This is a genomic window from Arthrobacter sp. DMZ02-1R (assembly GCF_057747935.1).
Genome location: NZ_CM173230.1, coordinates 4,323,867 through 4,340,903 on the forward strand (window position 1 = coordinate 4,323,867; position 17,037 = coordinate 4,340,903).

Annotated in this window: 16 protein-coding genes; 7 read left to right on the forward strand and 9 right to left on the reverse strand. The window is 62.7% G+C overall.

All coding sequences use genetic code 11. The annotated features are described in order from the left end of the window. Window positions 1-72: 72 nt before the first annotated feature. From AC3ANQ_RS20540 to AC3ANQ_RS20555, 4 genes are all read left to right on the forward strand, one after another. A complete protein-coding gene (locus AC3ANQ_RS20540; protein ID WP_488302741.1) occupies window positions 73-1,407 on the forward strand; it encodes an MFS transporter in 1,335 nt (444 codons plus the stop codon). A gap of 122 nt (window positions 1,408-1,529) precedes the next feature. Further along, window positions 1,530-2,060 carry a GNAT family N-acetyltransferase gene (locus AC3ANQ_RS20545; RefSeq protein ID WP_488302742.1) on the forward strand — a complete coding sequence of 177 codons (531 nt, stop codon included), beginning with the start codon at window positions 1,530-1,532 and terminating at the stop codon, window positions 2,058-2,060. Window positions 2,061-2,242: 182 nt separating this feature from the next. Further along, entirely contained in the window at window positions 2,243-2,941 is a 699-nt protein-coding gene (locus AC3ANQ_RS20550) for a DsbA family oxidoreductase (protein ID WP_488302743.1), read from the forward strand. Window positions 2,942-3,057: 116 nt separating this feature from the next. Further along, on the forward strand, window positions 3,058-3,699 hold the full coding sequence (locus tag AC3ANQ_RS20555; protein WP_488302744.1) for a TetR/AcrR family transcriptional regulator: 642 nt from the start codon (window positions 3,058-3,060) through the stop codon (window positions 3,697-3,699). A gap of 22 nt (window positions 3,700-3,721) precedes the next feature. Here the strand turns inward: AC3ANQ_RS20555 and AC3ANQ_RS20560 are convergent, their stop codons facing one another. Together AC3ANQ_RS20560 and AC3ANQ_RS20565 are read right to left on the reverse strand one after the other, a co-directional pair. Then, entirely contained in the window at window positions 3,722-4,363 is a 642-nt protein-coding gene (locus tag AC3ANQ_RS20560; protein WP_488305385.1) for a LytR C-terminal domain-containing protein, read from the reverse strand. Between the two features lie 76 nt (window positions 4,364-4,439). Then, on the reverse strand, window positions 4,440-4,739 hold the full coding sequence (locus AC3ANQ_RS20565; protein ID WP_184741705.1) for a type II toxin-antitoxin system VapB family antitoxin: 300 nt from the start codon (window positions 4,737-4,739) through the stop codon (window positions 4,440-4,442). Between the two features lie 169 nt (window positions 4,740-4,908). Between AC3ANQ_RS20565 and AC3ANQ_RS20570 the strand changes: the two genes are divergently transcribed. From AC3ANQ_RS20570 to AC3ANQ_RS20580, 3 genes are all read left to right on the forward strand, one after another. Next, window positions 4,909-5,820 carry a Cof-type HAD-IIB family hydrolase gene (locus AC3ANQ_RS20570; RefSeq protein WP_488302745.1) on the forward strand — a complete coding sequence of 304 codons (912 nt, stop codon included), beginning with the start codon at window positions 4,909-4,911 and terminating at the stop codon, window positions 5,818-5,820. Window positions 5,821-5,873: 53 nt separating this feature from the next. Further along, the gene (locus AC3ANQ_RS20575; RefSeq protein WP_488302746.1) at window positions 5,874-7,457 is read left to right on the forward strand and encodes a stealth family protein; all 1,584 of its coding nucleotides are present in this window, start codon (window positions 5,874-5,876) and stop codon (window positions 7,455-7,457) included. Window positions 7,458-7,582: 125 nt separating this feature from the next. Beyond that, on the forward strand, window positions 7,583-9,076 hold the full coding sequence (locus AC3ANQ_RS20580; RefSeq protein WP_488305386.1) for a DUF2142 domain-containing protein: 1,494 nt from the start codon (window positions 7,583-7,585) through the stop codon (window positions 9,074-9,076). A 59-nt stretch (window positions 9,077-9,135) separates the two neighbouring features. Here AC3ANQ_RS20580 and AC3ANQ_RS20585 read toward each other — a convergent pair whose 3' ends face one another. The 7 genes from AC3ANQ_RS20585 to AC3ANQ_RS20615 form a co-directional block, all read right to left on the reverse strand. Next, on the reverse strand, window positions 9,136-10,077 hold the full coding sequence (locus tag AC3ANQ_RS20585) for a phosphodiesterase (RefSeq protein ID WP_488302747.1): 942 nt from the start codon (window positions 10,075-10,077) through the stop codon (window positions 9,136-9,138). 303 nt (window positions 10,078-10,380) lie between these two features. Further along, the gene (locus AC3ANQ_RS20590) at window positions 10,381-11,148 is read right to left on the reverse strand and encodes an amino acid ABC transporter ATP-binding protein (RefSeq protein ID WP_488302748.1); all 768 of its coding nucleotides are present in this window, start codon (window positions 11,146-11,148) and stop codon (window positions 10,381-10,383) included. Next, a complete protein-coding gene (locus AC3ANQ_RS20595) occupies window positions 11,145-12,125 on the reverse strand; it encodes an amino acid ABC transporter permease (protein WP_488302749.1) in 981 nt (326 codons plus the stop codon). The genes AC3ANQ_RS20590 and AC3ANQ_RS20595 overlap by 4 nt, the downstream gene beginning before the upstream one ends. Then, window positions 12,122-13,030, reverse strand: a complete 909-nt coding sequence (locus AC3ANQ_RS20600; protein WP_488302750.1) for an ABC transporter substrate-binding protein — start codon at window positions 13,028-13,030, stop codon at window positions 12,122-12,124. The genes AC3ANQ_RS20595 and AC3ANQ_RS20600 overlap by 4 nt, the downstream gene beginning before the upstream one ends. A 322-nt stretch (window positions 13,031-13,352) precedes the next feature. Next, window positions 13,353-14,420 carry a PDR/VanB family oxidoreductase gene (locus AC3ANQ_RS20605; protein ID WP_488302751.1) on the reverse strand — a complete coding sequence of 356 codons (1,068 nt, stop codon included), beginning with the start codon at window positions 14,418-14,420 and terminating at the stop codon, window positions 13,353-13,355. Beyond that, a complete protein-coding gene (locus AC3ANQ_RS20610) occupies window positions 14,401-16,101 on the reverse strand; it encodes an HAL/PAL/TAL family ammonia-lyase (protein ID WP_488302752.1) in 1,701 nt (566 codons plus the stop codon). Before AC3ANQ_RS20610 ends, AC3ANQ_RS20605 begins: the two co-directional genes overlap by 20 nt. Next, window positions 16,079-16,870: an IclR family transcriptional regulator gene (locus tag AC3ANQ_RS20615; protein ID WP_488302753.1), complete on the reverse strand. Its 792-nt coding sequence runs from the start codon at window positions 16,868-16,870 to the stop codon at window positions 16,079-16,081. Before AC3ANQ_RS20615 ends, AC3ANQ_RS20610 begins: the two co-directional genes overlap by 23 nt. Between the last annotated feature and the right edge of the window lie 167 nt (window positions 16,871-17,037).

Consider the following 17,037-nt stretch of genomic DNA (forward strand, 5'->3'; position numbering starts at 1 on the left):
GATGCATCATTGGGTGTAGGCCCCGATTGAGATCGGGATCACAAAGCCCGCCCAACGTTCCATGGAGGAACCATGTCCGCGACCACTTCGCCAAGTTCAACACGGCGCAGCAAACCCTCGGCAGGCGCCATCAAAGCCTTCATCGCCAGCGTCACAGGCACCTCCCTGGAGTACTACGACTTCGCCATCTACTCCGTTGCCTCAGCGCTCGTCTTCCCCAAGATCTTCTTCCCCGGCAACGATGAATACACCGGCCTCCTGCTCTCCTTCTCGGCTTTCGCGGTGGGCTACCTTGCCCGGCCCATCGGCGGCGTCGTCTTTGGCCGGCTCGGGGACAAGATCGGACGCAAGAATGTCCTGGTCATCACCCTGGTACTCATCGGCGCGGCCACGGTCCTGATCGGCGCCTTGCCGGACTACCACACCATTGGCATCGGAGCCACGATCATCCTGGTTCTCCTCCGCTTGATCCAGGGCATTGGCGTAGGTGGCGAGTGGGGCGGCGCCGTGCTCCTGTCCAGCGAATACGCCAATCCCACCAAGCGCGGATTCTGGTCTTCCGCTGCCCAGATCGGCCCGCCCGCCGGGAACCTGCTCGCCAACGGCGCCCTGGCCGTCCTGGCTGCGGTCATGAGCAACGAAGCCTTCATCGCATGGGGCTGGCGCGTGGCATTCCTCAGCTCGGCCATCCTGGTTGCCTTCGGCCTGGTCATCCGGCTCAAGCTTGAGGAAACCCCCGTATTCAAGGCCATCGAAGCCACGGGCGAACGGCCCAAGGCACCCATCAAGGAAGTCCTCACCACCCAGGTCCGCCCCCTCCTTGCCGCGGCACTGTGCCGGATCTGCCCCGACGTCTTGTACTCCCTATTCACCGTCTTCGTCGCTGTCTATGCCACCAAGGAACTGGGGATGACCACCGGCAACGTGCTGGGCGCCGTCCTGGTGGGCTCGGCCTTCCAACTGATTCTGATTCCGGCCGCTGGAGCCGTCACGGACAGGTTCAATCGCCGGCTGGTCTACGGCATCACCGCTGCGGCCACCGCGGTGTACATCCCGCTGTTCTTCCTCATGATCCAGTCGCGCTCCGTACTGGTCTTGACCGTGGGCGTCGTGGTCGGCCTGGGACTGCACGCGTTCATGTACGGCCCGCAGGCAGCCTTCATCACCGAGCAGTTCCCGGCCAGGCTCCGCTACGCCGGCAGTTCCCTGGCCTACACCGTGGCGGGAGTGGTCGGCGGAGCTGTGGCACCGTTGATCTTCACGGCCCTCTACGCCGCTTCCGGCAGCTGGCTCCTGATCGCCGGGTACCTGCTGGCCACGGCAGCCGTGACCATTGTTGGCCTCGCCTTGGGCCGGGATCCGCAGCCGGAAGAGGACCTTCGCCTGCTCCAGGAAGCCCAGTCATAAGCACCCCGGCGCTCCCGGAAACGGAACTGTTCGGTAGGCCACCGCCGTCGTAATCCTTCCTGAAAGCCCCTTAAGATCAGTCTTGAGGGGCATTTCAGTGCCTGCATTCGTGGGAGGACCGCATGAGCCAGACAATCCGTGAAGCAACAGCGGACGACGCGGAACGGCTGGCAGAGCTTGCCGCCGTCACCTTTCCGCTCGCGTGCCCGCCGGGATCCTCGCCCGAGGACATCGCCGCGCACTTGCGCAAGACCCTCAGCGCGGAGAGGTTCACGGAGTACCTCGCCGATCCGGACATCACCATCCTGGCCATCGACTCCGCCGGCGAACTCCGCGGCTACAGCATGCTCGTCGCCCGCCCAGCGAGCGATACCGACGTCGCCTCGGCCCTGAAGCTGATGCCCTCCGCGGAACTGAGCAAATGCTACGTCCATCCTGAACACCACGGCCTGGGTGCTGCGGCGGAGCTCATGAAGGCCACCCTGGACCGCGCTGCAGGTACCGGCGCGGCGGGCGTGTGGCTTGGCGTCAACAGCCAGAATGCGAAGGCGATCCGTTTCTACGAGAAGAGCGGATTCAGGAAGGTCGGGACCAAGTCGTTCCGCTTGGGCGATGCCGTGGAACACGATTTCGTCATGGAGCGGGCGGTCTAAGACGCGCACTGCGACACGGGTCCTTCTCTTCGACACCGAGAATTCCCAGCGACGCGTGGATTCCCGTAGCGCCATCCCGTTTCCGAGTCGCACATCATTTTGCGCGTCGCGAATGCTGTGCTGTGACCAGTCCAACAGACCGATCCGGGAATGACAGGCCTCGCTGCCCGGTTGTCGCCATCATGAAGATTGAGATCTGGTCAGACGTCGCTTGCCCGTGGTGCTACATCGGAAAGCGCCGGTTCGAAACGGCCCTCTCCGAATTCCCGCACCGGGACTCGGTTGAGATCCAGTGGCGCAGCTACCAGCTGGACCCGAGCATCCCCGAGCACTACGACGGCACCGAGCTCGATTACCTGAGCAAGCGCAAGGGCATGGATCCCGCGCAGGTCAGCCAGATGTTCGATCACGTCGCCTTGCAAGGCAAAGGCGAGGGACTCAAATACCGCTTCGAGGACGTCGTGGTGGCCAATAGCTTCACCGCGCACCGCCTCATCCACCTTGCGGCAGCCCACGGCAAGCAGGACGAAGCCAAGGAACTGCTCCTGAGCGGGCACTTTGAACACGGCAAGGACATTGGAAGCCAGGAATACCTGACCCTGCTTGGCAGCGACTTGGGCCTGCCGGAAGCCGAGGTTGCCGAGTTGTTCAGCACGGACAAGTACGCAGAGGACGTCCGCGGCGACATTGCCGAAGCCCGGATGCTCGGTGTCACGGGTGTGCCTTTCTTCGTCATCGACCGGAAGTATGGCCTCTCCGGCGCACAGCCCGCCGAGGTCTTCACCCAGGCCCTCACCCAGGCATGGCACGAAGCCAATCCGTTGGTCGCCGTCGGCAGCTCCGACGCCGAAGCCTGCGGTCCGGACGGCTGCGCGATCTAAGCATCGCCGCTCGAGCCGGCAGCAGATGACCCCAACAGCACATTGAGAGGTCATCTGCCGCCAGCTCGCGCCGCAAGCACCCCAGCTTTGCTGACAGATCACTGTAAAGTGTCTGTATGCCCAGGATTACGGCCGCCAACAACGTGGCGCAACGCGCTGAAACCCGACGCCGGATCCTGGCTGCTTTCGGCGAGCTGCTCTTTACCCACGGCTTGCCCGGGTTGACCATGACCGACGTCGCGCGGCACGCCGGGGTCGGCCGGACCGCAGTGTACAACTACTACGCCGACATGGAACAGCTCCTGATCGCGTACGCCTTGGACGAGACCGAACGCTTCCTTGGCGACCTTCGCGAGGCCCTCGCTGCCCTGCCGAACCCGGTGGACCGCCTGACCCTGTACGTACGGTCCCAAGTGGAAGACCTGAGCCGTCGGCACCTCCCACCGGGCCCCGCGATGGCAGCTGTCCTCTCCCCCGCTTCCTTTGCGAAATTGGCGGATCATGTGGGCGAACTCAACCTACTGCTCCAGAACATCCTGCGCGACGGAATCACAGCAGGCTACCTTCCGCCCACCGACGTCTCTCAGCTCGCTAGGCTCATTCACGGAACCCTCTCCTCCAGCGCGGCGCGGGGCAATGCGGAAAACGGGGCACAGCCCGATGAGCTTGAGGAGCGACTGGTCCAGACCGTGCGGTTCATCCAGTTGGGCGCGGGAGCAAGGTTCGACGACGACGGCCGGCCTGCACGCCTGGCGTGACACGCCCGCTGGGCCGGCTACGTCAAGACTTCGGTATCACCGGCAGCTTCGAATTGTCGGCAATCCGTTGGTCTTCGCGGGGACAACTGAGTTTGCCCGGAGTATTGTCCACCAGTTCCGGCGGCACCAATGCCGAGAAACCGGGGGCAAGGATGAGATCCACGGAGGCATCCGTGCGTTGGTCCTGGAAGTAGTCGGTGCCCGCAATGTTCCGTTGGATGTTGAACGCTCCCGCTTGGCCACCGGATCCCGAGACAACTTCCGCCGATCCGGTGTAGCTAGTGGTGGTGTTGTCGACGCTCCCGACGACGTATCCCCGGGCCGTCAACTGGTCAGCCACGCTCTTCGCCAAACCAGCTTTGCCAGCGGCATTGTAGACATTGACTTTGACCTTGTTGTTGGGCATGTAGTCGAAGACGGTCGTCGGGCACAGGGCGGCCGGCGCCTTGCTGGCGACGGCCGAGGGGAAGCGGATCACGCCGTTCATGACTGCCCACGCGCCCACTACGCCGGCACCGATCACTCCGACAAGCAGCACGAGGACGATGCCGTGCAAGAGGCGGCGGCTGAACCACCCGGGATGGTCTTCAGGCCCGGGACTATCGGCAAAAGTTGCCCGTAGTTCGGGCCCGGTGACAATGCGATGCCCGTGCAGGCGGGTCACGTCTTTTGGACGTCGCCAGGACTTCTTCGGAGCACCATTCTGGGGCACGTCCACCTGCTCTTCCGGGAGTGTCTCGTTAACCATCTATCACCAGCACCCGGGCGTGAATGGCCGTGCGCTGGTGGAGGGCAGTACGGACGGCACGGTGAAGTCCGTCTTCCAGGTACAGCACACCTTGATACTGCACCACGTGCGGGAAAAGGTCCCCGAAAAAGGTTGAGTCCTCGGCCAACAATGCTTCCAGGTCGAGCGTGCGCTTGGTGGTGACAAGTTCATCGAGCCGGACCGGACGCGGCGGCAACGAGGCCCAGTCCTTGGGCGTGGAAAAACCATGGTCGGGGTACGGGCGTCCCTCGCCCACAGCTTTGAAGATCACTTTGCAAGCCTAAAGAAGTAAGACGTCCAAGGGAACTTACGGGAACACTCCCAGCAATGTTGTGGCCAAATGGTAACCGTAGGCCGCCGGTACCCCGCAAGCGGAGCCCCCTGCCGCCGTCGGCCGTCACACCGCTGCCGCCGTGACGCGGGACTGACAGAATGGGATCATGACTGCTCCAATGCCAGGCACCGCGCACCCGGCTGCTCCCGCCCTCGCACTCCTCCTCGACGTCGACGGCCCCATCGCGAGTCCCGTGACGCGCGACGTGAAGCCGGAGATCATCGCCGATCTTGTCAGTTTGGCGTCCGCAGGCATTCCGGTCATTTTCAACACCGGCCGTTCCGACGCTTTTATCCGCGAGCAGGTCATGGCGCCCATGATCGCCGCCGGGATGCCCGCAGGAACGGTTGTCCACGCTATCTGCGAGAAGGGCGCCGTGTGGTTCAGCTACACCTCGGGCGGCCCCGGCCCCATCCATGTGGACCACGAACTCGCTGTTCCGAAAGCGTATGGCGACGACGTCCGCCGCATGGTGGCCGAGGACTACGCAACGCACATGTTCTTCGATGAGACCAAGCGGGCCATGGTGTCCGTGGAGCAGCATCTGGATGTCTCAAGCGACGACTACCTGGCCGAGCAGAAGCTCTTCGACGCCGACGCATTGGAACTCATGGGCCGGCATGGGCTCTCCGCCGCGCTCCTCGACCACCACGCACCAGGGTCCGACGACGCCGCCGACTACCGCCTGGATCCCACCATCATCTCCACGGACATCGAGTCCATCCGGCTCGGCAAGGATCTCGGCGCCAGCCGCGCGGTGGAACTCCTCGCCGCCCAAGGAATCACCCCGCAGGCTTGGCGCACAGTGGGCGATTCGCGCACGGACTACGCGATGGCCGATTGGCTCCACCACAATGACCACAGCGTCAAGCACATCGACGTCCGTCCCGCGGACGGTGTGCCCAACAAGCCCTACGATGTTCTTACAGCCACAGACCTCGGCCTGGGCGAGGACGTCATTCACGACGACGCCGGCGGCGCGTTCCTGCGCAGCTGGCGTGAAGCCTTGGTGGGCTGAGTCCGCTAAAGCCACGCTTCCCACAACCCCTTCGGAGAAAAGCCATCACAGTCATGGACCAGCAAGCGATTTACTTCGGTAGTCCCCCCTCCGACGACGACGCGGTCGTTCCGGAACCGACGTCGCCCGCCGTCGAGGCGCGCCTGAAGCACCGCGCCGACGTCATCCGCCATCGTGGCCGATACAGCTTGCTGAACCAGAACCGCACTCCGCAGCAGGTAATGGTCGAAGATCTCCTCTTCATTCGCGCGGCGTTGGACGCGGCGGGACTGGATTTCATCCTGGTCCGCGGCAACGATCACCGGCCCGTGATCGCCGTAGATTGGAAGCTGCGGAAGAAGTTGCGCCAAGCATTGGTCACCGCTTTCCGGAACGAACCGTTCTACTCCATGACCGTTGATGCCCGGAAGAAATCCACGCTGCTGGTGGCGGACGGCGAGCTCTCCAGCAACCGGAAGGCCCGGATCTTCAGGCTCTTCCGTCCACGCGTGGAACCCGGCGGCGGGTTGACCTACGGTCCCTCCCTCGGCGTGCAGCTGGAATTGTGGGAATTCGACGGCGATCAACTCGTGTTGCCCGTGGAGAACTCTCTGACCCGGCGAACCATGCTGCGCCAGGACGCCGTCCGGGGCACAGTTAATCGCCACGGGCTGAGCTGGCCAACCATCGAGAACATGTTCGCGGACCACGCGAGCGACATCGACTTCGACGTCGACATCGTCTTTTCGTGGGTGGACGGCAACGACCCCGCCTACATCGCGGCCCGCCGAGAGCAGATGAAGGACGTCGTCCTAGGAGAGGGTGACGCCCACGAGGCCCGTTTCCGGCAAATCAACGAGCTCAAGTACGCCTTGCGCTCCGTGTACATGTATGCGCCCTGGATTCGCCGGATCTACATTGCCACGGACTCCCCCGCGCCGGAGTGGCTGGCCGAACACCCAGACGTCAGGATCATGCGCAGCGAGGAGTTCTTCAAGGACCCCTCAGTACTGCCAACGCATAACTCGCAGGCCGTGGAATCCCAACTGCACCACATTGAGGACTTGTCCGAGCACTTCCTGTATTCCAATGACGATATGTTCTTCGGCCGCCCCGTAGCGCCGGACATGTTCTTCACTCCCGGTGGAATCACCAAGTTCATCGAGGCCTCCACCCGGATTGGACTGGGAGAGAACGACGCCGAACGCAGCGGCTTCGAGAATGCCGCCCGCGTCAACAGGAAGCTCCTCTGGGAGCGGTTCGGCCGGATCACCACCCGCCATTTGGAGCACACCGCCGCTCCGTTGCGCCGTAGTGTGATCGCCGAGATGGAACGCGAGTTTCCGGCCGAGTTCGCCAAGACGGCAGCCAGCAGGTTCCGTGCGGCGGACAACATCTCCGTGACCAACTCGTTCTACCATTACTACTCGCTGCTCACCGGGCGGGCAGTGACGCAGACGGCCGCGAAAGTCCGGTACGTTGACACCACTCTGTGGTCCGGGCTGCACTACCTGCCGACGCTGCTGGCGAAACGCAACGTGGACTTCTTCTGCCTCAACGACGGCAGCTTCCCTGAGGTGGCTGCCGACGAACGGGCTGGACTCGTGACGGACTTCATGGAGAAGTACTTCCCGGTCAAGGCTCCGTGGGAGAAGTAGTCCGGGCACGGGCTTCGTCTCGCCACCCGGTAAAGTAATAGTCAATCCCGAAGCCGCACCAAAAGAACAGACACGTCGATTTGAAGCTCGTCACCGGTCCCAGTTGGTTCCTTCGCTTTCTCGCAGTGTTCACCCTGCTCGGTCTCCTCACGACGATTTGGTCACTGGCGAGCCCCCTGATGTCCGTACCGGACGAGCCAGCACACACGATCAAGGCGGCATCGGTCGTTCGGGGCCAGTTGCGGGGGGAATCTGGCACAAGTCAAGGCGATCGCGCCCTGGTACTTGTTCCCTCATTCGCTGCGGAAACCGAATCGCTGCACGCTTGCTTCGTCTGGAGGCCAGAAATCTCCGCAGCATGCAGCCCGAAATTGTCGACAGAGACGAATTTGGTCAAGGCATACACGAGCGCCGGAAACTACAACCCGATGTACTACGCAGTGGCTGGGCTGCCTAGCCTATTTCTGTCTGGCGCCGAAGCCATCTATGCCATGCGCATCTTGAGCGGCCTTTTGAGCGCCGCCTTTTTGGCTATTGCCCTGACGTGTTTGGCCGGACTCCAACAATGGAAGTTGCCGTTGTTTGTGGGGTCCTTCGCGGTGACTCCGATGGTGTTGTTCCTGTCCGGAGGTGTGAATCCCAACGCCCTCGAAATCGCTGCATCGATGGCTGTGTTCAGCGCGCTCTGCCTCTCGTGGGAAAGGATCAGCGCAAATGGTCATTGGCGATTTCCTCTGGCTTTGGCTGCGATTTCGGCCGCGGTTCTGGCGAACACGCGGGCTGCGTCACTCATTTGGCTCTCTTTGGCCGTTGCGGCGTCCCTCATAATGTTCGGGATTCTCCCGTTAATTTCGGCGGTGCGCCGAAGATTCATGCAATTGATGATGCTTGTTGTCGCCGTCGGCGCCGCACTCTCCCTCATTTGGCTCGAGAGCGCAGACAGCCTGCAGAGCCTCCTGGGTGCAGGGATCAATGCGTCGCCGCTCCAGATCGCGTCAATCATGCTGGACGGGACCTTCGATTTCGCAGCGGGATACGTGTCACACCTCGGCTGGCTGGACACCTTGGGCCCGAGCGGAGTGCTTGCAGTGTGGGCAACCCTCATCATCGGAGTAATCGTGGCAGCCCTGTCCGTGCCCAGCAGATCCGCACGGCTGACGGTTGCGTTCTTGGTTGCGGCGATCATCGTCCTGCCCCCGCTCCTGCAGGTCCCACTTGCCAAGGACGTCGGGATTATTTGGCAGGGTCGGTACATCCTGGCGCTTGTGGCCGTCATGATCACCGCTTGCGGAATTGCGGTGCGATCCTTCAACGTGGACTTTCGTGGCGCCGGGCGCCGGGCTGCAGCTGTTCTGCTCGCCCTCTTGGTATTCGGACACCTTTACAGCTTCATCTATGGAATGCGCCGGTATGTTATCGGCATCCAAGACAAGACCCACTGGAGCGATATGATCGTGGCGCCCGAGTGGCAGCCACCCTTGGGCTGGATTCCGCTTACCGTTGCCTACTTGGCGGTCCTGCTCGTGGCCGCCGCTCTTCTCTACCGCTCAATGACGGCGACAGCATCGGGGAAATCCGCCGTAGGCGGGACACAATTGGAAGAGGCCTCGCAGGCATAGTGCCAGCCTCACCCGCCGTTTCTCCACGGGTGATCGAGATCGCCGATGGGTGCCTGTGGCTAGCGCCGCGTCATCTCCGGGCGCTTCGCGTCCACCCTGACACCACGTTCGTGAGTAGGCCGCTGTGGAATCCGGATGCCGGCTTCGGCGAGCCGGCGCCTGGTGGCCTCCGGGCTGACGTACTCGCCCACAGTCGGTGACTTGCCCAACGGCACCACCGAATGCACAATCGTTTGCTCGTAGACGTGCACCAGGTTGAAGGCCTGGGCGCCATCCCGTCCCCGGGTACCGCCCTGAGGAACGTTGAGGTCCTGCGTGTAGCAGCTCGCAGAAGCCACTGACACGGGGACGCCGGCGAACGTGGCTGTGGTGGAGTAGTGCAGATGGCCGCCCAGGATGGAACGGACATCAGAATTGCGTACCACCTCGGCCAACGCCGCTTGGCCGCGCAACTCCACGAGGATGGCAAGGTCAAGGACGCTCGGAACCGGCGGGTGGTGAAGGGCAAGAATGGTGCCGTCCGGGGCCGGGGTTGCGAGCTCCGACGCCAACCAGTCGAGCTGGCTCTGGCTCAGTTCGCCGTGATGGAAGCCAGGCACGGAAGTGTCCAGCGTGATGATCCGCAGCCCGTTGACAAAGTAGCTGTGATCCACCGGGGCGTCGTTGCCGTTCTGGTCGAACAGGCCCGCACGGAAATTGGCACGGTCATCGTGATTTCCGATGGCCCAGATCACGCGAGCACCCATCTCGTGGCAGGCAGGCTCGACGATCGCCCGAAGTTTTGCGTAAGCGTCCGGCTCGCCTTGATCGGCCAAGTCACCCGTGAAGATCACGGCGTCGGGGCGGACCTTTGACGCATGGACTTCCGAAAAGAGTTGCCTGAGATGGGCTTCGCTATCAACCGCGCCGTACAGGGGTTCCGACCCTCCCACCAGATGGGAGTCGCTAAGGTGCAGAAGGATGTGTCCTGGCCGAGGATATTCGGCCTCGATGAGCTCCATTACTACCTTCGGGTCGGTAGGAGACGGCGCCTCCAGTGTCTGCCCCAATAAACCCAATCCAACCAGACAAAAGGCTAACGCAGGGTAACTTTCGGACGGAATGTCGGAAAATTACTCGCTCACCCAACGCTCTTGCACCTTTAAGCGCTTCCCACCCAACGCCCGCTCACCAAGATGAAGGAGGGTCGCCCAAATACGAGTCCACCGCTGCCAGCACGGCCCGGGATCCAGGAGCTCTTCTTCAGCCCAGGCTGCAACAGCTTTCAGTGCTCTCCTGCAACGCACCCTACTGTGCCGGATTGCTCATGCAAGCACCTTGGACAGGAATGCCTGGGTGCGCGGCTCGCGCGGGTCTTCGAGCACCTGGTGCGGATCACCGCTTTCCACGAGCTGCCCGTCGGCCATGAAGTGAACCACGTTGCCCACTTCCTTGGCGAAGCCCATCTCATGGGTGACCACAATCATCGTCATGCCTGAGTCCGCCAGCGAGCGCATCACGTCCAGCACTTCACCGACGAGTTCTGGATCTAGCGCCGAGGTGGGCTCGTCGAAAAGCATGACCGAAGGCTTGAGCGCCAAGGAACGCGCGATCGCCACCCGCTGTTGCTGGCCGCCCGAGAGCTGGCCCGGGTAGTGGTCCGCCTTGTCCGCCAGGCCCACGCGCGCCAACAACTGCCGGCCTTCCTCGACGGCCTGCTCCTTCGGGATGCGCTGGACCACCGTGGGACCCTCGATCACGTTTTCCAGCGCAGTGCGGTGTGGAAAGAGGTTGAACTGCTGGAAGACCATCCCGATCGAGGCGCGTTGCTTCGCGGTCTCATGCTCTTTGAGTTCGTGGAGCTTGTTCCCGGAGCGCCGGTACCCGATCCGTTCACCCTGGACCCAAAGCTGGCCACCGTCGATCTTCTCCAAGTGGTTCATGCAACGCAGGAACGTGCTCTTTCCCGAGCCCGACGGCCCCAGCAGGCACGCGACCTCGCCCGTATTGATATCCAAGCTGATGCCTTTGAGGACCTCCAAATGCCCGAAGGACTTGCGGATGTCCCGGGCCCGAACGATTGGTTCCTTCACTTGACCTTCTCCAGTTCTTCTGCGGGTCCGCTGGCCGTCGCCAAAGAGGCGCTCGACGCCGGCGGGAGGCCGGGCTTCGAGAGGGCGTTCGCTGCGGTTTTCGGGAGTGCTTTGGCGGCCTTCATTGGTGTGAAGCCGCGTTCGAAGTGCCGTTCCACGTAGTACTGGCCCACGGACAGGACTGCCGTGACAGCCAGGTACCAAAGTGCTGCCACGATCAGCAGCGGAATGGTCTGGAACGTGCGCGAGTAGATGATCGAAACCGACGTCAAGAGCTCGCTGTAGCCGATGACGATCACCAGCGAGGTGTACTTGAGCATGCCAATGGTCTCGTTGCCGGTAGGCGGGATGATGACTCGCATGGCCTGCGGGAGGATGACTCGGCGCATGGTCTGCAGCCTCGTCATTCCCATGGCCTTTGCTGCCTCGGTCTGGCCCACCGGGATGGCCCGGATGCCGGAGCGGACAATCTCACCCATGTACGCGCCTTCGTTGAGGCTCAGGCCCAGGATTGCCGCGGTGAACGGGGAGATCAGGGTATTCGTGGAGATCTCGAAGAAACTGGGGCCGAAGGGAACGCCCAGCACCAGCTTCGGGACCAGCGCCGCCATGAAGAACCAGAACAGGAGTTGGACCATGAGCGGGGTGCCGCGGAAGAACCAGGAGTAGGCCCACGCAGCGGTGGAAAGTATGGGGTTCGGGGACAGGCGACACACAGCCACAGCGATTCCCAGGACAATGCCGATGGCCATCGAAACGGCGGTCAGCATCAGCGTATTGCCCAAGCCGGCCAGCACCGGAGCGGCGAACAGGTATTCTCCCACCGTGCCCCACTGGAACCGCTGGTTGGTGACCATGCCATAGGCCATGAGCGCTGCGCCAAGGACCACCACTCCCGCCATGACCCAGCGCCCACGGTAGCGGGCAGGGACGATCGAAAGATTCTGCTCCTCTTCCGTAGCCGTGTACAGGGTCACTTGGTGGCTCCGTTCACGGTGAACTTCTCGATGACATGGTCATCCATCTTGTACTTGGTGAGGATGGACTTATAGGTACCGTCTGCCTTGATCTCCTCCATGGCCTTCTGCACCACGTTGATCAGGTCCGTGCTGTCCTTGGGGAACACGATGCCGAAGAATCCCTCCTGGTACGGTTTGCCCATCACCAAGTCGCCGTTGCTCTCGGCGGCAACCACGGAACCTGACGTCGTATCAAGCAGGAAGGCGTCCACCCGCCCGCTCTGCAATGCCAGTACTGCCTGGTTCTGCCCGGCATAGATGGTGATGGCGAGCTGCTCCTTCCCCGCGGCCTGGCATTTGCCGGATTGGGCCGCTGCGTCGGCATCCTCGGTAGTGCCCTTGACGACGCCGACCTTTGCGCCGCACAGATCGTCGAGCGACTTCACATTGTGCGGGTTGGCCTTGGTGGTCATGATGCCCGCACCCGCCGAGAAGTAGTCCAGGAAGCTGACCTGCTTCTGGCGCTCGGGAGTGTCCGACATCGCGGACATGCCCATGTCATAGCGGCCGGACGCCAAGCCAGGGATGATGGCGTCAAAAGCGATGTTGTCGAAGGCGAGGGTAACGCCGAGCTTCTTCTCGATGGCGTCCGCGAGCTCACGGTCGATCCCGACGATGGTCTTTCCGTCCTTGTCGATGGACTCGAACGGAGGATACTCGACGTTGCTGGCCACCTTGATGGTGCCTGCGCCCTGGATCTCTTTGGGCAACTGGCTGAAGAGCGGCGCCTTTGCCGCATTTGCCGCCGCGCTTGCGTCCCCACCTGCGCTGGCCGGGCCGCCACAAGCGGTCAGTCCGACGACGGCGGCGAGTGCAATGGCCGCGAGGGCCGGCTTACGGAGGGAGAATTCGAAAATGTTCAATGTTACTCCTTGGGTTATTACGGCTCCATGCGACTACGGGACATCTGCTACCGGAATGGAAATTCAGAAATAGTCTGCGCGATCTTGGATCAGCATAGAGATGAATTGCGCGCATCACAATAGCCATTCGACGTGAAATCAAGAGTAATCTTAAATGACAAATGCCGGGTCCGAAGAGTATCGGATCCGGCATTTGAAAACGGGCAGGATAAATCGAAAAACGTTGAATTCCCAGACCTTTGGAGGGCAGATGGCCTCGCACCGGAGAACCAGCATGGGCCCCACCCGTCCAGCAAACACGGGGAACTCACCGCTTCTTGGCTTAGAGTTCCAGCACCAACTTCTCCCCGCGGCAGCGTGAAACACAAATCATCATTGTTTCATTTACGGCGCGTTCTTCGTCACTGAGAATTTCATCGCGATGATCTGGAATTCCAGCCAGAACCACCGTTTCACACGTCCCACACGTCCCTTTTCGGCAGGAATTCAGCGCAGGAACTCCTGATCGCTGCAGAGCATCAAGAATTGTCTCGTTTTCCGCAACCTCAATTTCAATTCCGTCAGCGGTTTCCACCACGAAAGGCGAGTTATCGCGGGCGGCGCTCCCGAATTCCTGACCGGAACCGGCGGGGACGGAACCGCCTGGGCCGGACCCGGCGTCGGGCTCGTCATGACCGAAGTCCTCAAAGAGCAACTGCGGAACCACGCCGGTCCCGTGGGCCGAGCGGAGCTCCCTGAGCAACCGCGGCGGGCCGCAGGCGTAAACGGTCGAGTCCGCGTTGAGCCCTTCTTCCCGGAGGTAGCCGATCAGGTCCAGGGCGCCGGAAACGTCTTTGGCATGGATCCTGGTTTTGGTTCCAGCGGGGTCAAGACCGGTGATCTCGTCCAGGAAAGCCATGGAATGGAGGTTGGACCCCAAATACAGCAGCCGCCACGGATCACCGGTCAACTGCGCCGCGCGGATCATCGGCAGCAGCGGCGTAATTCCGATCCCGGCGGCGATGAAGACCTTCTCCCCCGAACCCGCTGTGCCACGGAAATTGTTCTTGGGGCCCCGGACATCGAGGACATCCCCGGCCTGCAACACCTCATGGACAAAGCTCGAGCCGCCCCGGCTGGGTTGCTCACGCAACACTGCGATACGCCACGCGGACCGATCCTCAGGCTCGGAGCATAGCGAGTATTGGCGCAGCATTCCGTTGGAAAGCAGCACATCGATGTGGGCGCCAGGCTCCCATACCGGCAGCGCACCGCCGTCGGGATCCTTGAGAATCACCGAAACGACGCCGTCCGCTTCCCTCCGGAGCTCGCTGACCGCTAGTTGAAAGAAGCCTTTTGCGGCGAGCACCGCACTGCCCGGCTTGGCGGCGTCAGTGGCCTGGAGCGTCATCGCGGCCTCCGCCGATCGCGGCGTTCACGGCGGCCACCACGGCCCCGGCGTGAACCAGTTCCCCGGCTTTGCGTAGCCGCGGATACAGGACAACGTCCTGCTTGATGTGGTCGATTGCCCGGCCGTCGGCTGCGGCGGTGGAACGCAGGAGGGCCAGTGCGGCCAGGCTCGCTGCGGCAGGTTTTGCACCGGCCGTGGCGGGCATGCCCATCCGTAGTTCCAAGGCCTGCGCAGCCATCAGCAACTCCACGGCCACTACAGACTCGATGTTGGCGACAATCTGGCGCGCGTGCCGCCCGGCGTTGTTGGCCATGGACACGTGATCTTCCTGGTTGGCACATGTGGGGATGGAGTCCACGCTGTCTGGGTGCGCCAGGGTCTTGCAGTCGGATACCAAGGCAGCGGCAAGGTACTGGGGCAGCATGTAACCGCAGTCCATACCGATCTGCTCGCTGGCAACGAGCATGTCCGGAAGGCCCCGGTTGAGGGTGCCGTCGTCGAGCCTGAAGAGCCGGCGCTCCGTGATGTTGCCGATTTCGGTGACCACAATCGAGATGAAGTCTGCCGCGAATGCCACATACTCGGCGTGGAAGTTGCCGCCCGAGACCGCCTTGAGCGTGCGGGTGGAAGGCAGCGACGGGAAGATCAGGGGGTTGTCCGTGGCGGCATTGATCTCGTTGTCGATGATGCCGGCTGCGAACTCCAAAGTGTCCTTGACCGGACCGAAAACCTGCGGAATGCACCGCAGCGAGTATGCGTCTTGGGGCGGCTGGCGCACAGGGTCCCGTCCGGCGTCGCCATCCACCAACCCGCTGCCGGAGAGGAGTTCGCGCAGCCGCGCAGCCACCTCGATCTGGCCGCGCTGGCCGCGGGCCTGGTGGAGCTCGTCAATGAAGGCATCTCCGAAGCCCAGGAGTGCCTCGATGGTCATGGTCGCGGTGATCTGGGCTGTTTCCAGGAGGTTCTGGGCATCGTACAGGGCCAGCGCAGCCTGGGCACAGGAGAAAGAGGTGCCATTCAAAAGGGCCAGGCCGTCCTTGGCCCCCAGCGGCAGCCGCTCGATTCCTGCGTGAGCCATGGCCGCGATGCCGGACACCACCGCACCGTCCACAAAGGCCTCGCCGGAGTCGAGTTCCTCGTCCTCGCCGGTGTGGGAACGCGACATGACAATCGCCACGTGGGCCAACGGGATGAGGTCACCGGAAGCGCCCAACGAACCGTATTCCGGGATAGCCGGGTACACGCCGCGGTTGAGCATCTCGGCGAGGGTCTTCACGATGTCTGCCCGTACGCCGGAGTAGCCCTGCGTCAGGCTGACGATGCGGATGAACATGGTCGCCCGCACCACCTCTTCGTCCACATAGCGGCCAACGCCGGCAGCGTTGGAAAGGACCAGGCGGCGGGAGAGCTCGGCGGCGTCGGACGGCTCGTCGAAGGCCTTGCGGCCGGCGAGGGAACCGAAGCCGGTATTGATGCTGTAGATCGGCGCCGTTTCCTTCCCTGCCCGCATGTCATCCATGACGCCGTCCAGCCAGTCCTGGCTGGGCTTCATCCGCGCCAAGGCTTGCTCATCCACCACGACGGGACGCCGGTGGCGCGCAACCTGGATCAGATCCTGCAGGGTTGCACGGTGCGTCCCCAGGACCACCGGTGCTGTATCAAGCAGAGTTTCGAGCGTCATCGCTTACCTCTCGGGTTGTTCTGCGGCTTGCGAGGGAACCTAGCGACGCCGCCAGGTTCTCCGCTGCCTCGTTCATTGTCTTCAAAGTCGAATTCAGCCAGGCCCGGGACCCGCAGCGGTTCTCCGGGCCGGCCACGTTGAGCGCGCATACCGCCTCACCGTCCAGCATCACCGGCACGGCCACCGAGACGGCGCCTGGGTCCAGCTCGCCCCGCGAGACTGCCCAGCCGGAAGATCGGATCTGCGCCAGGCTGAGCAGAATCTGCTCCGCGGACGGCGAGTTTTCAGTAAAGCGCGGAAGGTCGCCGTCGAGCACTTGGCGTACGACGTCGGACGGCGCCCACGCGAGCAGCGTCCGGGGGCCGGCGCCCGCCGTCAGCGGCAGGAGCTCGTTGACCGCGAAAGTGTATTTGAAGGCCTTGTCCGGTTCGGCGCGGCGCAGGCACAAGGCCTGCGTACCCACCCGGATCACCATCACGGCGGTTTCCCCCACGGCATCCACGATGCTTTTTAGCACAGCCGTGCCAACTTCGGCGAGATGGCTCTGCGTCAGGTGGCGTCCGGACAAGGCCAACAGCGCGTGCCCCGGCCTGTAGATGCCCGCGTCCTCCTGGACGAATCCACGCTCGCGAAGCTGGCGAAAATAGCGATAGGTGGTGCTCACGGGAATGCCCAGCTTGAGCGCCACGCCCTCCACGGTGGCATCTCCGCTGTCCGCGATTTCCGAGAGGATCATGAGGCCCCGCTCAAATGAAGTGTGGGTTGCCACGGTTTGCCTCCTTCCTGGATTGATCACCCTGTGTCGCGGGTCACGAACTGATCGTGCAGGGTGCCAAAGCATTGCGACAAACCAGATTCCCACAGAGAGAGAATGATGTTTAGCCGTTGCTCTTTGAGACCGATACTTTGATGCCACGAATCCGCTTGTCCAGCCCC

Excerpts from the sequence above, each read along its gene's own strand:
- AC3ANQ_RS20545 (WP_488302742.1), top strand. The coding sequence starts at position 1,530 with ATGAGCCAGACAATCCGTGAAGCAACAGCGGACGACGCGGAACGGCTG.
- AC3ANQ_RS20575 (WP_488302746.1), top strand. The coding sequence starts at position 5,874 with ATGGACCAGCAAGCGATTTACTTCGGTAGTCCCCCCTCCGACGACGAC.
- AC3ANQ_RS20585 (WP_488302747.1), bottom strand. The coding sequence starts at position 10,077 with ATGGAGCTCATCGAGGCCGAATATCCTCGGCCAGGACACATCCTTCTG.
- AC3ANQ_RS20555 (WP_488302744.1), top strand. The coding sequence starts at position 3,058 with ATGCCCAGGATTACGGCCGCCAACAACGTGGCGCAACGCGCTGAAACC.
- AC3ANQ_RS20610 (WP_488302752.1), bottom strand. The coding sequence starts at position 16,101 with ATGACGCTCGAAACTCTGCTTGATACAGCACCGGTGGTCCTGGGGACG.
- AC3ANQ_RS20570 (WP_488302745.1), top strand. The coding sequence starts at position 4,909 with ATGACTGCTCCAATGCCAGGCACCGCGCACCCGGCTGCTCCCGCCCTC.
- AC3ANQ_RS20540 (WP_488302741.1), top strand. The coding sequence starts at position 73 with ATGTCCGCGACCACTTCGCCAAGTTCAACACGGCGCAGCAAACCCTCG.
- AC3ANQ_RS20605 (WP_488302751.1), bottom strand. The coding sequence starts at position 14,420 with ATGACGCTCCAGGCCACTGACGCCGCCAAGCCGGGCAGTGCGGTGCTC.
- AC3ANQ_RS20550 (WP_488302743.1), top strand. The coding sequence starts at position 2,243 with ATGAAGATTGAGATCTGGTCAGACGTCGCTTGCCCGTGGTGCTACATC.